Raw genomic sequence first — 18,243 nt, forward strand, 5'->3', positions numbered from 1 at the left:
CAACAGAAGATGGAGAATTATCGTAATATTTTACAAAGTTCATGAAATGGAGCCTAATATTTACGTTTACCTATATACTTTGCCACATTGTTGAAGGACCGTTTTGCAATCCCGTTTGGAAGTTTCTCTAACTCCTTGAAAGCCTTCTCCAGATAACGATCACTTAATGCAAAGGAGCGGTCAATGGAGTCAGACTTATTGATTAGGTCAATGATTTCTTTTATATCGTCCGCGTCGCTCTGCTCGTGAATTCGCCTGATCTTCTCATTTAATTCCGGTTTTTCCATCGCATAGAGGACAGGTAATGTGATATTGCCTTGCAGAAGATCGCTTCCGGCAGGCTTTCCGAGCTGTTCTTCGGTGGAAGTGAAGTCTAATATATCGTCCGTAATCTGAAAGGACATACCGACATAATAACCAAACCAGTAAAGGCTTTGATGAACAGAAGCGGGAACTTCGGCAGTGATGGCCCCCAATTGACAACTGACTGCAATTAAAATGGCTGTCTTCCTTTTGATTCTTCTCAGGTAAGTCCGAAGGTTTTGACCATAATTGTATTTATCACGTATCTGTTCGATTTCGCCTTTACAAAGCTCTACCAAGGTATTGGAGAGAATGCGGTGCGCCTCGATGTCATCCACCTTTGTCATCATTTCAAGCGATCTGGCAAAAATATAATCTCCCGTATACATGGCGATACGGTTATCCCACTTTGCTTTGATCGTGGCTTTACCACGCCTTAATTCGGCGTCATCAATGACATCGTCATGAACAAGAGAGGCCATATGCATGAGTTCGAGTGCCACAGCCACATTTTTGACATTGTGTATATCGTAGGTTCCAAGTTTGGCCGCCAACAGCACAAAGACAGGGCGAATTCTTTTTCCGCCTGCCTGTAGCAAATGCAAAGAAGCCTCTTGAAGCAGAGCACGTTCCGTCTGAATAGTGGCTTCTAGTTCATCTTCAATTATTTGTAAATCATTATTTAAAAAGGAATACATCATCTTTAATTTCATGTAGGTCACCTTTACAAACTATTTTCTAGGTTTAACTCCTAAATGCATGGCAGCGACTCCACCTGTATAAGCTTTTACCTCTACTGGTCGGAAACCTACTTTTTCATACATTTCTTTCAGCTCTTTCATTCCCGGGAAGTCTTTGGCCGACTCATGTAACCATGCGTATTCGTTATAGCTTTTGGCGAATACTTTTCCGAGCATCGGCATGACATATTGGAAATAGAGAAAATACATTTGACGGAAACCTGGCATTGTAGGCTGTGACGTTTCCAGACAGACAACCTTCCCGCCCGGCTTGACGACCCTGTACATTTCTTTCAACACTTGAAAATAGTCAGGTACATTCCTTAACCCAAAACCGATGGTTACATAGTCAAAAGAATTATCCTCAAAAGGAAGTGCCATGGCATTACCATGAATTAGCTCAATATTGGCGGCGCCAAGCTGTTTGACTTTTTCCTTCCCGATGGAAAGCATGTTTTCACTGAAGTCCAGACCCACCACGTTGCCGTTTTTTCCGACAGCATCCGCCATGGAAATGGTCCAATCAGCAGTGCCACAACATACGTCCAATGCTTTTGAGCCTGACTTCACATTCATCCTTTTCATCGTATCCTTCCGCCATGCTACATGACGCTGAAAGCTGATGACGGAATTCATCTTGTCGTAGTTTTTATATATTTTTTCAAAGACATTATGCACTCGCTCTTCTTTGGATGGATGTTGCATGGCTTACCCTTCTTCCGCATACTTTTTCGATGAAAATGGTATTTCATAAAAAAGTTCCTGTATTCTTGTTTCCAATAAGTTATTCATTTTGGGAATAGAATGAGTTATCTGCTCAATCTTCCCTTTTACATGATCGATATATCTGTCCATTAGGTAGAGCATATAGGTTTCCTGATCCTTAGAGGGGTCATTTTTCTCCCCTATGGAAAAGGCAATCCGTCTTAATGTTTCAAAAAGGAAGGAAGACTTTTCTTGACAAAAGCTCTTCCTTTCTTGGATTAAGCGCTTTAATAATAAGAAATTGACACTTAATTCTTTAAGCACTGTGTTGGAAAAATAGCTGGATACAGACTGTATCAAAGATGATTCTATCTTTCCAAGGCTATCCATCAGGTTCTCGATGCCTTCTAGTTCTTTTTGATAATAAGCAATTTTATGTTCATTGATCTGTTTGATCGAATGGGCCAATGTTTTTATCATGGTGATGTCATTAACATCTGCCAGCAGTCTGTAGTAAAGACCGCTATAGTAGTCACCAGCGAGAACAGTCAACTGACGGCTCTTCTCATCGCCCTTTTCCAATTGGTCCGCTTTCGCGTTTGTAACCATATCATGGGTATCAAGGGCAATTTGAACAAGCATGGTCGATAATATATATTGTTCTTTTGTTTCATCGGCCATCTCGATGGATTCCAGCACGGAATAGAGGAGCAACAGCTTATCCTCATCTATGATAGGGTATTCAATATGTTTTATTAAATATGGATGTGTAATCAGATTATGTAGTTTTTCTTTGATCATGGATATATGTATATGACTCACTAAAGACCACCCTTGTTCCCTTTTCTTGACTGACGGCCGTTTCGCGCAGGCGAACAAGGCCTAACTAAAATAGACAAAGTTAATTATAGCACATTAGTGAAGCATATTGTTGAAATGGGCTATCTTTCTTTAGTTTAACCCTGCAAGGAGTAGATAATAAGAAAAGCAGAGAAATAAATATTCATCTGCTTTCAATGGTTTACCTTTGTGGTTAGATTGTACTGAAACAATCAGTCTGTTTCCATTTCTCCGTGAGAAGATTGGATAAGGGCTTTACCTCTGATCTTGATGGCGGAGGTGTGCTCCGTGAATTGGGCTATCATCACTTCTCCCCTGTCAAGCTTTTCAGAATGATGGAAACGAGTATCCGTTCCGCGAGTTAGACCAATGACACTTACTCCATCTTCCTTTGCTTTTATTACAATGAAATCGTTCGAGTTTGTTTGACCCATGACCATCCTCCTTGTTTCTATGTTTCACTATTAACCTTTAATCAATGAGAGTACTTCCGCTCTTGCGGCTGGATCATTCTCCAGAACACCACGGACTGCAGATGTGATTGTCATCGCTCCCGGTTTCTTTACTCCACGCATTGTCATGCACATATGCTCTGCTTCCACCACTACCATCACTCCATGAGGATCTAATGATTCTACGATGGATTCGGCAATGGTCGATGTGATTCGTTCCTGTAACTGTGGACGTTTTGCAACCGCCTCCACTGCACGGGCAAGTTTACTCAAACCAGTCACTTTACCGCCCTTAGGTATGTATGCAACATGCGCCTTCCCGAAAAATGGCACAAGATGGTGCTCACACATGGAAAAGAAGGAGATGTCCTTAACTAGCACTAACTCTTCATGCGCTTCTCCGAATACTGTCTTGAAGTGTTCTTTCGGATCCTCGTTAAGCCCCGAGAATACTTCTGTATACATTTTTGCCACTCGTTTTGGGGTGTCTAGCAAACCTTCGCGATTAGGGTCTTCCCCGATTGCTTCCAAAATCATTCGTACTGCTTGTTCTATTTGAGCTTTATTCACTTCAGTCATTTAGTTTATCCTCCTACATTACCGCAAAAGCTTTATTCATATACTTTGTTGCTTTAAAGTATTTTTTGCCCTGACCGTTATACATCTTACCGTCGTGCTCTTTTCCTGTTGTACAGAAAAGTCTACCTTGACAGTTTTAGAGTAGGAGTGCGATAAAAAGTCCTAAAGCTGACTTTTTACGGGCGAATAGCAACAACCTTTGAGAAAAGAGTTTTGCAAAAAATAGCTGTAATGTGATTCTAGCATAAGTTTTTTTATAAAAGCAAAAATAAAGAGGCGCAAACTGTGCGCCTCTTTATGCTGACATTCATTTGACTATGTAGCTGTCAATTATTTCACAGCATCTTTAAGTGCTTTACCAGGTTTGAAAGCTGGTACTTTGCTAGCAGCGATTTCGATCTCTTCCCCAGTTTGTGGGTTGCGACCTTTACGTGCAGCACGCTCACGTACTTCAAAGTTACCAAAACCGATTAATTGTACTTTGTCACCGTTTTTAAGTGCGTCAAGAATTGTATCGAAAACAGCATCAACTGCTTTAGTAGCATCTTTTTTGGAAAGTTCACTAGCTTCAGCAACTGCATTGATTAAATCTGTCTTGTTCATGCCATTCACCTCCTCCCAAAGGAGTTAATCGCTATTCTAAACCAAAACTCAGTTTTAGTCTAGTAAAAGCCTTTAGTATTAACATTTGTTCACAATTTTGATTGATTCTATACATGATAGAATCGCTTAATCTTGTAACTAGGCTTATATTAACCCATAAAACACTAGATTTCAACAAATTTCTCGCAAAAAACTGTGTTTGCAGGAATATTTCGCCATTTCAGAGAAGATTTTCTGATTGTAGATTAACACAAGAATCCTGTTATATCAAGAAATTCTCCTTATTCCCCACACAAAATAAGCTCCCCGTCTGTGTGTTTATACCACAGTCAGGAAGCTCTTAAACATACTCCATTCTAAATTCTTTATAAAATTATCGCAATAAGCCCGCCAGAGCCTTCATTGATGATACGCTCCAATGTTTCTTTCAGCTTATATCTTGCATTCTCAGGCATTAGCGAGATCTTGGCATGGATCCCCTCTCTTACGATGGAGCTCAAGGAGCGTCCGAAAATATCAGAATTCCAGATTGAAAGTGGATCATCTTCAAAGTCCTGCATCAGATATCGGACAAGCTCCTCACTTTGTTTTTCCGTTCCAATGATTGGAGCAAACTCAGACTCCACATCCACTTTGATCATATGAATGGACGGTGCCACAGCCTTTAACCTGACCCCAAACCTTGAGCCTTGTCGGATGATTTCCGGCTCTTCTAAACTCATATCTGTCAAAGCCGGTGACGCAATGCCGTAACCAGTTTGCTTCACCATTTTCAAAGCATCTGATACTTGATCGTATTCCGCCTTGGCATATGCGAAATCCTGCATCAGTTGTAATAGATGATCTTTTCCTCTGATCTCCACCCCTACCACTTCTTTCAGGATGTGATCATACAAATCGTCTGGAGCGTAAAGGTCGATTTCTGCAATCCCCTGCCCCATTTCTATTCCTGCAAGACCTGCCCGGTCAATGAATTCATATTCGCTGAAATGGCCCACCACTCTGTCTACATCGCGAAGGCGCTTGATATCCTTCACCGTGTCCTTTACAGCTTCCTGGTAGCTTTCACGCAGCCAGTGGTTATCCTTCAGAACCATCACCCAGCTGGGAAGGTTCACATTCACTTCAAGTACTGGGAACTCGAATAATGCCTCTCTTAGAACATTGTACACATCTGACTCCCTCATGCTCTCCACACTCATCGCGATTACAGGGATGTCGTATTTTTCGCACAGCTCGCGTTTTAAGGCTTCTGTTTCCGGGTGATGCGGTTGAACAGTGTTGATTACCATGATAAATGGTTTACCAACCTCTTTTAGTTCCTCCACTACCCTTTCCTCAGCCTCGATATAATCTCGGCGTGGAATCTCTCCTATGGAGCCATCTGTGGCAATGACCACACCAATGGTGGAATGCTCCTGGATTACTTTTCTTGTGCCGATTTCCGCTGCTTCATGGAATGGGATCGGTTCCTCATACCAAGGTGTGTTAATCATTCTTGGGCCATTTTCATCCTCATACCCTTTGGCACCCGGTACTGTATAGCCCACACAGTCGACAAGTCGAATATTCACATCAAGGCCTTCATCCACTTTAACCTTTACTGCCTGGTTAGGAACAAATTTAGGCTCTGTTGTCATGATCGTTTTTCCAGCTGCACTTTGTGGCAGCTCATCTTGGGCACGAGCTTTATCGGACTCGTTTCCTATATTCGGCAGAACCACTAACTCCATGAACCTTTTGATGAAAGTTGATTTCCCTGTACGAACAGCTCCTACGACCCCTAAATATATATCGCCGCCCGTTCGTTCAGCGATATCTTTGAAAATATCTACTTTTTCCAAGTGATTCCCTCCCGACATTTATCTTGGGATTTACATTTTCTAGTAAGGATATAATCTATGACACTATATGTGTATGATGTTGTCCTAATTAAATATGACTAATATTTATAAGAAAATTCATCCCCGGTATTCTTTTATAATTTTCATGAAATATGGCATTACATAAATATCAGTGATTATAAATTTTCGTGTTTTACTAAAAATAAAGAACCCTTCTTTAGAATGTATTCTCTAAAAAAGGGTTCATGACAACTTTTCTATTCAGGTTTGAAAATTACTGGTTCATTATTCTCATCCAAGGTATATGGCAAAGAATATGCGGGGACAAAGACAGAATGATCCACAATGATATCGCGGATGTCATCACCTTGTTTATAATTATGCTCATGCTTTTGAAGAAAGTCATATAAGTCAATAGAATAGTCCAATTGCGCTTGACCTGCGTTATTGAGGATAAATGGGAGGTTCTTCCCAGTAATCGGGCTTTCTGCAAATGGTTCTGCGGAATAACCTAGCTTTTCCCAATCTATCTTGAATGCCTGATCATTAATAACTTCTTTTATGGGTGCATATCCATTGTTTGAGCGTTTGTACATATCGATTCTTAAATTGATATCACGGATTGACTCAGCCACTCTCAAATCAATCAGTTTGACAGTTGGATTCTCCTCCACATCCACCAGCACATATAAGTAGACTCCACCACTTTCATATGCTGTGCCTGGAGGTTCTTGTATGTACCTTGGTGAAAGCTTGTTAAAATCAATGGGATACTTCTGATAGATTGGAGTATCCATATCTCTATCCTTAATCGGCAATAATCCATCACTTGCTTCCCTATATTGATTCACTGAGGATTGAACGACTTCCAGCTGATCCAAATAAGGGACCTGGTTTTGCTTCATTCGGTCTTGGGGGTATAGACAGCCTGACAGCACGCTGCTGACAACCATTATTCCTACTAGTAGGAAGAACCTATTTAATGTCATAGTTAATTCCTTCCTTTATCTCTTATTGTTCCGGGACCGGACCGCTGAACACTACATAGAAAATAATAAGTCCAGCAAGGACGATTAATAAAAAAGCAATCGTGTTCAGTATTCCTCTTACGATGGAGTTCTTAATCTTGAATCTAGTAAAATAAACGGTTAAAACGGATATAAACATGAATCCCATTGCTACAAATGAAATCCACATCTTCATCAATGCAGGTGACATCCTCATCTCTCCTTTTCCGTGAAACATTATAGCACAAGACATACATGAAAAAAACTCCAATCCTCCCATTACCAGGACAGTAAAGCGACCGGGGTCATAAATTGGACAAAATTTTGAAGAAAGTAAACAAACACCCATACTTTTCAAGCGCATAACTTATAAAGAAGAAACGATAGGAGGGTGCGCTTAGGTAGTAATCCATAATTTTTACAAGCTTTTTTGCGATAAATAGGCATTTGGCGATGCATGTATGTATATTGCCGCATAAGATGTGTATGAGGATATCACTGGTTGAGCTGTGGGATTGGATTATTTAGTCTTTTATATTATGCTGAAGTAAAAATGGCCCCTTTTACTTCAGCTTTTTTTGTTGCCTTTAAACACTGCTGTTGATTTCCGGCAGCTATGAAACTGTATCCACTAAAAATATTTTCAGAAAGCTCTTTTCTCAAAAATTGTTGCTATTTACTAGTAAAAAGTCGGCAATTGGAATTTTTACTGCGTACTTACTCTAAGTATGCATGTAGCATATTTAATATCGCAGGGAATATAGCGGCTAGTTCAAAAATACGTAAAAGCAACAAAGATTACGAAAATAGCCATTCAAAAAAAACGCCATTCCTCAATGGAAGTGGCGTTTTTAGAATGGAGTTTAGATCCTGTCACCAAGAAGCTGTGCTAGGTCATCCAGTTCGGTTGTCTTAGAGCGGCTCATGAGCTCGTCTACCGCGTCCTTTGGGTCTACCCCATCAAAGAGCACATGGTATAGAGCGGATGTGAGAGGCATCTTGACTTGGAGCTTCTGGGATAGCTGATAGGCTGCCTTTGTAGTGCGGACACCTTCTACTACCATACCCATATTTTCCAACACCTCATCTAGTTTCAAGCCTTTTCCTAACATGTTACCTGCCCGCCAGTTTCTGCTGTGTACGCTTGTGCATGTTACGATAAGGTCTCCCATGCCTGTAAGGCCGAGGAAAGTAAGGGGATTTGCCCCCAAGCAGCTGCCAAGGCGCGCTATTTCTGCAAGACCCCTTGTTATTAATGCTGCTTTTGCATTATCACCATAACCAAGACCATCTGTTATACCTGCTCCAAGTGCAATGATGTTTTTAAGGGAGCCGCCGATTTCAACGCCTACCACATCCGTGTTCGTGTAAACGCGGAAATGCTGATTGATGAAAAGATCTTGCACTCTCTCGGCCGCTTCCACATCCAAGCAAGCAGCAGTAACCGTTGTAGGCTGCCTTAGGCTTACTTCTTCGGCGTGACTCGGTCCCGATAGAACTACCACCGCTTTGCGGACAGATTCAGGCAATTCTTCTTCAATAACCTCTGAGACCCTCAAGTGAGTATCCGGCTCAATCCCTTTACTGACATGAACGAACAAAGTAGGACTGGATAGATACCCTTTTACTTGCTGACAAACTTCCCTCATCGCTTTTGTTGGCACGGCAAGCACAACGGCCTCTACCCCGCTGACCGCTTCTTCCATAGAAGTGTACCCAACTATCTTATCTGAAAGGATGATTTTCTTTAAATATTTCTCATTTGTATGATATTGATTTATTTCATCGATTTGAGCTTGTTTATGTCCCCAAAGACGGACTTCATGGTTATTATCAGCAAGGACGATTGCAAGGGCAGTTCCCCAGCTTCCTGCTCCTAAAACAGCTACCTTTTTCACTAACTCACTCCTCCCTGTTATTTACGTGGACGTGCGATAAGTTTAATAGGTGTTCCTTCAAATCCGAATGCATCCCTGATACGATTCTCAAGGAATCGCTTGTAAGAGAAGTGCAGCAGTTCTGGATCGTTAACGAAAATGACAAAGGTAGGCGGCTTTACAGCAACTTGAGTCGCATAATAGATTTTCAAACGTTGTCCTTTGTCTGTAGGAGTTGGATTCATGGCGACCGCATCCATGATGACATCATTCAATACTGTTGTCACAACACGCATAGAATGGTTTTCACTTGCCATTTCAATTTTAGGAATTAACGTATGGATACGTTTTTTTGTTTTTGCAGACAAGAAAACAATTGGTGCATAATCAAGGAATAAGAAATGATCTCTGATTTTCTGCTCAAACTCCTTCATGGTCTTCTCGTCTTTTTCTACTGCATCCCATTTGTTTACCACGATCACAATGGCTCTACCAGCTTCATGCGCGTACCCTGCAATTTTTTTATCCTGCTCGATGATGCCTTCTTCCCCGTTAATCACAACCAAAACAACGTCAGAGCGTTCAATTGCTCTTAATGCACGGAGTACACTGTACTTTTCGGTAGTCTCATACACTTTCCCTTTTTTACGCATACCAGCTGTATCAATAATTACGTACTCTTTTCCATCATAAGTATATGGAGTATCAATAGCATCCCTCGTGGTCCCGGCAATATCACTAACGATAACGCGCTCTTCGCCGAGCAATGCATTAACTAAAGAGGATTTTCCAACGTTTGGACGACCGATCAAAGAGAACTTGATAATATCATCATCGTAGTCATCTTCTTCGTTTTTAGGGAAATTCTCAATAACGAAGTCCAATAGATCCCCAAGTCCCAAGCCATGAGAACCTGAAATCGGAATCGGTTCCCCGAAACCTAATGCATAAAAGTCATATAACGTATCTCTCATCTCAGGATTGTCCACTTTGTTTACAGCAACCACTACAGGTTTTTTTGAACGGTAAAGGATTTTAGCAACCTCTTCGTCCGCTGTTGTCAATCCTTCGCGGCCATTTGTCATGAAAATGATCACATCCGCTTCATCAATGGCAATCTCCGCCTGTTCACGGATCTGTGTCATAAATGGAGCATCACTTATTTCTATTCCACCAGTATCTATAATATTAAAATACTGATTAAGCCATTCGCCGGAGCTGTAGATTCTATCTCTTGTCACTCCCGGTACATCTTCAACAATGGAGATTCTTTCTCCTACTATTCGGTTAAATATAGTGGATTTACCCACGTTCGGTCTTCCAACAATCGCTACGGTTGGTTTTGGCATGGTGACCACCCTCCCATTTATTCTTAGTATATATGTAAATATTCTCATTCGAAAAAACAAGAAATTCTACTTATAATTTTGTCATTATCTTAGTCTTTACTAAAGGCTGTTTTCAGATACTTTAAATGCTGCAAACAGTTTCCATTATATTACTCTAATAAAAGAAACCCTCCTGCAAAAGGAAGGCCTAACTTGAATAGTTTAACATTATTCGGTGCAATAAGGAAGTCTGACTTTTTTCACAAGTAGGATTTATATGAATCAATGCTTGACGATGACGTACAATTCTTCACCAAGTCCATGCGCAATTCCATCAAGAATGGCTTCCAAGTTGGCAGCAATGAATTCCATTTCCTCTTTCGTATCACAGGTGAAAGTGGGTGCTCCCCCGGCAATTTTTGATGCATTCGTTGTGATGACAGCAAGGATATACTTTCCGATTTCAACTTCCATCTTTGTTCACCTTCTCCTTCAGGTTCTTCGTAGGCATCCTGATCGCATTTTCCAACGTCGGGACCTGTTCAAGAATTGCCATCCCAATTTTGAGGTCCTGTTCTTGTGGTAAAAGGAATACCCCTACACGTCCATCATCAAGATCCCTTTTTGCCAACGGAACGAGAGCGGGAGTCCCGGAGTCACGATATACACCTAAAGCAGTCGACATGTCATGAAGGATTGCTTGTCTCTGGCCCAAGTTGGCAATCGTTGTCCTCGCATTGAAATTCTTAGGCTTTAAAACAAAGCCCATCCCATACTTCAATACCTCTTTCTGGCGTTCAGGCAACCCTATATTCATGATGTAGATATTATCTACATACAACCCCGCTCCTTCAAAATGAGGTTTTACATATTCAATATCCACAATATCTTTCAATTGTCCACCAGTCATCAGCTTATGGGAAAGTAAAGCGGCTGATACTCCAACAACCAACCCCACCCATACGTTTGCAGCAAGGTAGGCAAGAGTAGCCAAAAAAGCCGTAATCATGACTAAATAATTTCTTCCCTCGAATGCAATGGCAATTCCCTCAATATAGGTGTTCCCCCTTGGCACCAATTCATAGGCATCCAATTCGGTAAGCGTGTTTCTTTCCATATTCCGAACATCTCGAAATTGGGAGGCTGCCAGAGCCAAAAAGGTAATTGCTGCAAATTCTTGTTCCATTATAGCAGGAACTGCGATTGTCCCAAGCCCCGAAGCTATAAAGGCAAGCGATAGATGAATGATTTTCCCGTGTAAATAAGTAGGATATTGCCGATAATCAGTCACTAGCATATACATTCTTGTCGCAAGTCCTATTACAACTCCGAAAAGGATCGGATATGTATATTCGTTCATCCTTGTCTCTCCCTTACACGTTTTTGTATGACCGAATCTAGGTAGACTGTGACCGTTTCAAACATCATCCATGTGCCAAGACCGGCAGACGTTAAGAAAAGCACAGCCAAGAATTCAAAAGAACCTATAACAGAATAGGAAAAAATACTTTTTAAAACTATGCTGTTCAATATTTCCCCCTGCAACACGCCTGTAAGCATAAAGACAAACCTTTCCCACTTCGTTTTGAACAGTAGTAAGGATAAGTATAGAAGAATAAAAGAAAGCATCCATGTTCTGTCAATAATAATCCAAACCGGATCGTATATTTCAAATATGACGAAGCATACGTATGCCAATGACAAAGTACAGATGGAAAAATAGTGTAGGAAATACTTCTGTTTCATCGTTTTTGTCAATAAAATGAAGGCAGTAAAAATGAGAATAATAAATGCTACACTCACCCTAAAATCAAAGATATTTAAGTAAGTAGTGGACCCAGCCATCACCAACAGCAACAATAAAGACAGGAATGTCCGAACCGTTGATTTCGGGAAGAAAAATGTTATGATGATCCAACCTATCCAACCAAGAAAATAAAAATATAAGCCTGCCGTTTCCATTTCCCCATCCCTCCTTTCACCAAATCATTATGCCTAAAAAGAAGGAATACTAATCATGTTTGACAGTATGTTTTAGTTGAAAAAGAGAATAATAATCCTCAAATTAACCGAAAAGAGGTGATCATATGGGAAAAGATAGACAAGAAAGAAAACTCAAAGCCCAAAAGAGAACGGAGTCGGATCGAGATCAATCTCTAAAGTACCCTGGAGCAACAAGTCTGGAAGGTCCAGATGAAGCGCGCGAAAGAAATAAATAAAGAATTTTATCTGGTTAAAAACAATAAAAAACATCGCCTCCAATCCTTTTCACCAGGATAAGACGATGTTTTTTTCATTTATTTCTAAAGCTCTGATACAGTATAACTGTTGATTTTTGCAGCAACATAGCTGTTAATTGGAGCAATAGGCGCAGACTCCTGAGGGAGATAGCGTTTAGGGGAGACCCCGCAGGCGCAAGCAAGGCCTCTGAAAAACCTAATAACTTATCTTTTTTATAGTTTCTAGCTGTTGATTGGAGCAATAGGCGAAGACTCCTGCGGGGGGGATAGTGACCATCTTGAGACTCCGCAGGGCGTAGCCTGAGGAGGCTCAAGGTCGCCCCGCGGAAAGCGAAGCCCAGTGCGGAAATCAACAGCGGTGTGTAACAGAGTTATTTCTAAAAGGCTCTTTTCGTAACTTTTTTGCTTTTTCGTATGGATACATCAACCGTTATTTCCCTTACTGTCGTGCTCTTTTCCCTGCCGTACTTAAGAAACTACTTGCACCTTAAAGAGTATGAAAGCAGTGAAAAGTCCAATTGCCGACTTTTCTCGTAAAAAGTCCAATTGCCGACTTTTTACAAGTAAATAGCAACATTCTCTGAGAAAAGAGCCTTCTAAAAAGACCTGTTACTATAAACAGTACAATCCACTGCTCGCTGATTTAACCAGTGATACGTTTCTCCCCTTACTACCAATGGAACCTGCTGAAGCTGCTCAATCGTAGAAGCTCCCAATGCTGTCATTATCCATTTCAATTCATCATGCGTTTGATGAATTAACTTCACAAGTGCATGTTCTCCCTCATCCATATATACTTTAAGGAAAAAGCCTGCCATTCCCACTGCAGACGCTCCGAGTGCTATGGCTTTAGCAATGTCTATTGGACTTTGAATGCCACCTGAGCCGATAACAGGAAAATCAGGGACAGCATTCTTCACTTCTGCTATCGAAACGGCTGTAGAGATTCCCCAGCTATCAAAAAAATCCAGCCTGCTATCACGACGTTCATTTTCGATTTTCGAGAAGTTGGTGCCTCCAAATCCACTGACATCCACAATAGAGACTCCCACATCATATAGTTTTCTTGCCGTTTCCCTACTTATGCCGAATCCGGTTTCTTTAACAATTATCGGAACTTCCAAGGAACGGACAATTTCTTCGATCCTCCTAAGAGCTCCATTAAAATCACGATCCCCTTCTGGCATGACCAGCTCCTGAATGACATTCAAATGAATCTGCATCGCATTCGCTTCAAGCATGTCAACGACCCGCTTGGCCTGTTCGACTGTAGCCTCACTACCTAAGTTGGCAAAGATGACACCATCTTGGTTTACTTCCCTTACCACTTCATAAGAGGCTGCCTCACCGCTATCTTTAATAGCCGACATTTGAGATCCAACAGCCAAACCGATGTTACATTCTTTTGCAACTTCAGCCAAGCCTTTATTAATCTCCAGTGTTTTCTTACCGCCCCCGCCTGTCATAGCATTGATAAAAATAGGCGAACTTAAAGTAAGTTCGCCTATTTTTATATTCAATTGTATGTCAGTAACGGCACGGTCGGGCAAGCTCTGATGAACGAACATGACATCGTCAAAACCGGTTTGTCTTAACTGCCCTGTTGTTAGTGCATGCTGAATATGGTCCATTTTCCTTTGTGCTCTGCTCACCGATTATCACCTAGACATAATTATTTTGACTGCTTTTATGATAAATATTTTCCTCAAAACCGCTGTTGGTTTATGCACTGGGCTTCGCTTTCCGAGGGGGCGGCCTTGAGCCTCCTCAGTCTACGCCCTGCAGGGTCACAACATTGTCGCTACTTCCCCCACTGGAGTCTTCGCCCTGTGCTAAAAATCAACAGCTAAATAGCATTACATCTATTTATATATTTCATTTAACATTTATTATTTCTTCAACTTGCTGAGTTTATCCCCAATCATTTCTCCTAATTGGAATCCGCCGGACTCCTCAGCTTGATTGTATTGGCTATAGTCCTCTTCTTCTTCAGGCTCTTCCAATTCACGGATACTTAAGGAGATTCTTTGGTCAGTTTCGTTGACATCCAAAACTTTCACTTGGACTTTGTCACCTTCTGTCAACACTTCATGAGGAGTGCCGATATGCTTGTTGGAGATTTGGGAAATATGAACTAACCCTTCCACTCCAGGCAATACTTCGACGAAAGCTCCGAAAGATACTAAGCGTTTTACAACACCTTCTGTTACGCTGCCAGCAGATAGCTTTTCTGATACTTGTGCCCACGGCCCAGGTAATGTCTCTTTAATGGATAGAGAGATTCTTTCATTGTCACGGTCGACGGAAAGGACTTTCACATTTACTTTCTGGCCCTCTGTCACTACATCGGACGGCTTGCCTACATGCTCGTAGGATAGCTGGGAAATGTGGACCAATCCATCCACACCGCCGATATCGACGAATGCACCAAAATCAGTGATGCGTTGTACAGTTCCTTCAAGTACTTGACCAGTTTCAATGGTATCAAGCAACTGGTGTTTTTTATTCTGCATCTCTTCCTCTACCACTGCACGGTGTGAAAGAATGACACGGTTTTTCTCTTTCTCAAGCTCTACCACTTTAAATGTTAATGTCTTTCCTTTGTAATCAGAGAAATCATCCACAAAGTAGTTTTCGACTAAGGATGCGGGAACAAAACCACGTACTCCAAGATCTACCACAAGTCCGCCCTTTACGACATCCTTGATTTCCGCCTCGAATACTTCCTTAGATTCGAATTTCTTTTGTAAATCTTCCCATGCTAGATCTGCGTCTACCGCTTTTTTGGATAAGACAAGTAATTCTTCTTCTACTTTCGTCACTTTTAATTGAAGTTCCTGACCTTCTGCCACCACATCTGTTGCTTTTTCTACGTGAAGGCTGGAAAGTTCGCTTATCGGAATGATTCCATCTAACTTACTACCCTCAATTGATACGAGGACCTGCTTTTCTTCTACTTTAGTAACTGTTCCAGTTACTTTGTTGCCAACCTCTAAATTGTTAACTTCTACTTGATTCATGTCTTCCACCATCATTATTACCTCCTCCATACAAACCAGCTAATCCATTATTTATGTAAGTAACGGTAGACGTTACGTAAGTATGCAGGCTAAAGCCTAAACATACGTACTTAACAAAAGTTGCATTTGTTTCGTGTAATAATTCATAAATTAACGGATGTTAACTTACTTGATTGTTGGACAGATCAATTAGAACTGCCGAGTTATAATATACAGGAATACTACTAAACAAAATCCTACAAATTTAGCTTCCTTCTACTAACTTCTAATAAATAGTACATTTTGTCAAGTCAAAACTCTTAAACTATCTGTTTTTTTCGATAAGTTCGCGAATGGAATTCATTACCAGCAACGTTGCTTCTTCAGCAGATATTTTTTCCGTGCGTGGCTGGGTAAAATCAATTGGTTTTCCATATACCACTTTTAATGGTTGGAATTTCTTATATGGTCCAATTATCGCACAAGGAACGACTGCAGCATCGGAACGGAGAGCAAAAAATCCCGCTCCAGCCAACCCTTTACCAAGTTCTCCAGTTTTACTTCTGGTCCCTTCAGGAAATAGCCCGAGCACATGGCCTTCCTTTAACACTTTTAGTGCTTTCCGTAATGCTTCCCTGTCACTCATTCCCCTTTTTACAGGAAACGCATGAATTTTGGGTAGGATGGATTTAAGGATAGGCACGTGAAAAATCTCCTCTTTTGCCATAAAACGGACTGTCCTTGGCGAGGTAATTCCCACAACGGGAGGATCCAAGTTATCGATATGGTTCGAGCATATCAAAACTGGCCCTTCTTTAGGAATGTTCTCGATACCGATTACTTTAATGCGAAACAAAGGCTTAAGCACTACTGAGACAATGAATTTAGCGAATGAGTATAAAGTCATGGACGCCCTGCCCTTTCTGTTTCTAAAACAACCAACTCCATAATTTTACCTACCACTTGATCAATGGATAATGAGGTGGTATCTATCTCTTTTGCATCGTCTGCTTTTTGTAGAGGGGCAATTTCCCGCTCGGAGTCAAGTTTGTCCCGTCTAGCAATTTCTTGTTTTAGTTTCTCCAAATCCGAATCAAAACCTTTTGAAAGGTTTTCCGCATGTCTTCTATGCGCTCTTTCGTCGACGGAGGCAAGAAGGAACACCTTCACTTCGGCATCAGGTAGCACGTGCGTACCGATGTCTCTCCCGTCCATCACGACTCCGCCACGCTTGGCAAGAACTCGTTGTCTTGCTACCATTTCCTCACGGACGCATTTATGTTTTGCAACGATGGATACATTGTTTGTCACATCATGCGTGCGAATTTGCTCTGTTACATCTTCATCATTTATGTACACGTGTTGTGTTTTATTGTTTGTGGCACGCAAATCTATTTCCATCTTTTCTACCAATTCCTGCAATGACTTTTCATCTTCCAAGTTGACATCATGTCTGATAGCTTGAAAAGTTATTGCTCTGTACATTGCCCCTGTATCAATATATAAATATCCTAATTTGTCTGCGACGATTTTTGCTACTGTACTTTTTCCTGCCGCTGCAGGCCCGTCGATTGCCACTGATAATTTTTGTTTCATAGTTCCTCCTGAATTCACTTTTAATCTTTTTTACATGAAAAAAGCAGGGTATCCCTGCATTTCCCCTGTTTTCATCCATCTATATTTTATCATAATCATCTACTTTGGTCGAATGTTTCTATATGTTCCATAATTTTCATACCGCCAACTCCCTCATATTGAATTACCTTGCTTAAAAAAGGAGCAGCACCGGTGTAGAGAAGCAAACCTTGAGCACATATCATACAGATTAACTGTATGACTATCAACTTAATGATAATTTTTTCCACTCTTTTCATATAACCTTCACCCATTCATCCTCTTTGTCGTTACTCATAGTATGGATGATTTTGGAAGGTTTTATGCTTAAATAAGAGTCTTTCTTAATAACAATTGCTGTTCAAAGCAATACTTTATTATAATCTGCCTTTCTACTTCCTTAATGGGATCAAATTGCAGGGAGGCCCTCATTCTGTTCCTATCGACTTCCACTAATCTAATCACTTTGCTTTTCAGCTTTAAATAGTGAGTTTCTCCATTATTAAGATGAAGAACAAATGTTGTCAGTACATGCTCCTTTTCAGGCAATGTGGCATGTTCAGGCAATAAGACTGCCGCCCCTCCTGCACTGATATCATGAGTGACGGTTATAAAAGGGTCGAAATCGACGGATAACGGATGGACTGCCACATCTATATTGCTTTCTACCCTGACATACTGTCGACGTTGTATCTTGGCAACTTGATCATAACCGGGGAAGGATAACTGCATCATGGGTATTGCCTGTTTGATCCTGCCCAAAACCTCACTCTCGAATGTATAGGCAACACCTTCTTCTGTTACATAGGAAATAAGTAATTGTGTTCCGTTCAAAATATATGTAGTTCTGCCATTTGCGTAATGAGACGGATAATCCACATAGAATTCTTTATCTTTCACTTCCTGTACTTTGCATCTATATTTTTCCACTTTATCATCATTTCGCACTTGCAGAGTTAATACGACCCCTGGCTTTAACAAAACATTGCCCCCTTAACACCCCGTTGTTTCTTTTCCTTGCTAATTTTTTCTATTTATTCCTATTAAACCATTTTACGAAAAAAAGGAAAAGCCAATTTCGACTTTTCCTCTAAAGTAAATACCTTTAAATT

Annotated in this window: 21 protein-coding genes; 1 reads left to right on the top strand and 20 read right to left on the bottom strand. The window is 40.9% G+C overall.

What is annotated here, in order from left to right; translation table 11 throughout:
- Positions 1–53 precede the first annotated feature (53 nt).
- The 14 genes from hepT to MKY77_RS14235 form a co-directional block, all read right to left on the bottom strand.
- Entirely contained in the window at positions 54–1,016 is a 963-nt protein-coding gene (gene hepT / locus MKY77_RS14170; RefSeq protein ID WP_339146506.1) for a heptaprenyl diphosphate synthase component II, read from the bottom strand.
- Positions 1,017–1,034: 18 nt separating this feature from the next.
- A complete protein-coding gene (locus MKY77_RS14175; RefSeq protein WP_339146507.1) occupies positions 1,035–1,748 on the bottom strand; it encodes a demethylmenaquinone methyltransferase in 714 nt (237 codons plus the stop codon).
- A gap of 3 nt (positions 1,749–1,751) precedes the next feature.
- Positions 1,752–2,570, bottom strand: a complete 819-nt coding sequence (locus tag MKY77_RS14180; protein WP_339146508.1) for a heptaprenyl diphosphate synthase component 1 — start codon at positions 2,568–2,570, stop codon at positions 1,752–1,754.
- Positions 2,571–2,800: 230 nt separating this feature from the next.
- Positions 2,801–3,022, bottom strand: a complete 222-nt coding sequence (gene mtrB / locus MKY77_RS14185) for a trp RNA-binding attenuation protein MtrB (RefSeq protein ID WP_237664468.1) — start codon at positions 3,020–3,022, stop codon at positions 2,801–2,803.
- A gap of 30 nt (positions 3,023–3,052) precedes the next feature.
- Positions 3,053–3,619 (bottom strand): GTP cyclohydrolase I FolE, encoded by a 567-nt coding sequence (gene folE, locus MKY77_RS14190; protein ID WP_237664467.1) that lies wholly within the window; start codon positions 3,617–3,619, stop codon positions 3,053–3,055.
- 330 nt (positions 3,620–3,949) lie between these two features.
- On the bottom strand, positions 3,950–4,222 hold the full coding sequence (gene hbs / locus MKY77_RS14195) for a non-specific DNA-binding protein Hbs (RefSeq protein WP_010193643.1): 273 nt from the start codon (positions 4,220–4,222) through the stop codon (positions 3,950–3,952).
- Positions 4,223–4,587: 365 nt separating this feature from the next.
- Positions 4,588–6,066, bottom strand: coding sequence for a stage IV sporulation protein A (spoIVA, locus tag MKY77_RS14200; protein ID WP_047968970.1), 1,479 nt, complete (start codon positions 6,064–6,066; stop codon positions 4,588–4,590).
- Between the two features lie 257 nt (positions 6,067–6,323).
- Positions 6,324–7,055, bottom strand: coding sequence for a hypothetical protein (locus MKY77_RS14205; RefSeq protein WP_339146509.1), 732 nt, complete (start codon positions 7,053–7,055; stop codon positions 6,324–6,326).
- A 22-nt stretch (positions 7,056–7,077) separates the two neighbouring features.
- Positions 7,078–7,284: a DUF2768 domain-containing protein gene (locus tag MKY77_RS14210; protein WP_339146510.1), complete on the bottom strand. Its 207-nt coding sequence runs from the start codon at positions 7,282–7,284 to the stop codon at positions 7,078–7,080.
- 652 nt (positions 7,285–7,936) lie between these two features.
- Positions 7,937–8,971 (bottom strand): NAD(P)H-dependent glycerol-3-phosphate dehydrogenase, encoded by a 1,035-nt coding sequence (locus MKY77_RS14215; protein WP_339146511.1) that lies wholly within the window; start codon positions 8,969–8,971, stop codon positions 7,937–7,939.
- A 17-nt stretch (positions 8,972–8,988) separates the two neighbouring features.
- Positions 8,989–10,299 (bottom strand): ribosome biogenesis GTPase Der, encoded by a 1,311-nt coding sequence (gene der / locus MKY77_RS14220; protein WP_237664463.1) that lies wholly within the window; start codon positions 10,297–10,299, stop codon positions 8,989–8,991.
- Between the two features lie 261 nt (positions 10,300–10,560).
- Positions 10,561–10,752, bottom strand: coding sequence for a hypothetical protein (locus MKY77_RS14225; protein WP_339146512.1), 192 nt, complete (start codon positions 10,750–10,752; stop codon positions 10,561–10,563).
- The gene (locus tag MKY77_RS14230; protein ID WP_339146513.1) at positions 10,742–11,638 is read right to left on the bottom strand and encodes a YIEGIA family protein; all 897 of its coding nucleotides are present in this window, start codon (positions 11,636–11,638) and stop codon (positions 10,742–10,744) included. The genes MKY77_RS14225 and MKY77_RS14230 overlap by 11 nt, the downstream gene beginning before the upstream one ends.
- Complete coding sequence (locus MKY77_RS14235) at positions 11,635–12,240, bottom strand: hypothetical protein (RefSeq protein ID WP_339146514.1); 606 nt, start codon at positions 12,238–12,240, stop codon at positions 11,635–11,637. Before MKY77_RS14235 ends, MKY77_RS14230 begins: the two co-directional genes overlap by 4 nt.
- Before the next feature lie 125 nt (positions 12,241–12,365).
- On the opposite strand from MKY77_RS14235, the gene MKY77_RS14240 reads away from it, so the two are divergent.
- Positions 12,366–12,497, top strand: coding sequence for a YpzI family protein (locus MKY77_RS14240; RefSeq protein WP_064497390.1), 132 nt, complete (start codon positions 12,366–12,368; stop codon positions 12,495–12,497).
- A 617-nt stretch (positions 12,498–13,114) separates the two neighbouring features.
- Here MKY77_RS14240 and fni read toward each other — a convergent pair.
- The 6 genes from fni to MKY77_RS14270 all read right to left on the bottom strand — a co-directional run bounded on the left by fni (position 13,115) and on the right by MKY77_RS14270 (position 18,112).
- The gene (fni, locus tag MKY77_RS14245; protein ID WP_339146515.1) at positions 13,115–14,170 is read right to left on the bottom strand and encodes a type 2 isopentenyl-diphosphate Delta-isomerase; all 1,056 of its coding nucleotides are present in this window, start codon (positions 14,168–14,170) and stop codon (positions 13,115–13,117) included.
- Between the two features lie 237 nt (positions 14,171–14,407).
- The gene (gene rpsA, locus MKY77_RS14250; protein WP_339149824.1) at positions 14,408–15,550 is read right to left on the bottom strand and encodes a 30S ribosomal protein S1; all 1,143 of its coding nucleotides are present in this window, start codon (positions 15,548–15,550) and stop codon (positions 14,408–14,410) included.
- A 292-nt stretch (positions 15,551–15,842) separates the two neighbouring features.
- Positions 15,843–16,424, bottom strand: a complete 582-nt coding sequence (locus MKY77_RS14255) for a lysophospholipid acyltransferase family protein (RefSeq protein ID WP_339146516.1) — start codon at positions 16,422–16,424, stop codon at positions 15,843–15,845.
- Entirely contained in the window at positions 16,421–17,113 is a 693-nt protein-coding gene (gene cmk / locus MKY77_RS14260) for a (d)CMP kinase (RefSeq protein WP_339146517.1), read from the bottom strand. The genes MKY77_RS14255 and cmk overlap by 4 nt, the downstream gene beginning before the upstream one ends.
- Positions 17,114–17,208: 95 nt before the next feature.
- The gene (locus MKY77_RS14265) at positions 17,209–17,391 is read right to left on the bottom strand and encodes a YpfB family protein (protein ID WP_339146518.1); all 183 of its coding nucleotides are present in this window, start codon (positions 17,389–17,391) and stop codon (positions 17,209–17,211) included.
- Positions 17,392–17,458: 67 nt separating this feature from the next.
- Positions 17,459–18,112, bottom strand: coding sequence for a flagellar brake domain-containing protein (locus MKY77_RS14270; protein WP_339146519.1), 654 nt, complete (start codon positions 18,110–18,112; stop codon positions 17,459–17,461).
- Between the last annotated feature and the right edge of the window lie 131 nt (positions 18,113–18,243).

The organism is Sutcliffiella sp. FSL R7-0096, from assembly GCF_038595065.1.
Taxonomy (GTDB): domain Bacteria; phylum Bacillota; class Bacilli; order Bacillales; family Bacillaceae_I; genus Sutcliffiella_A.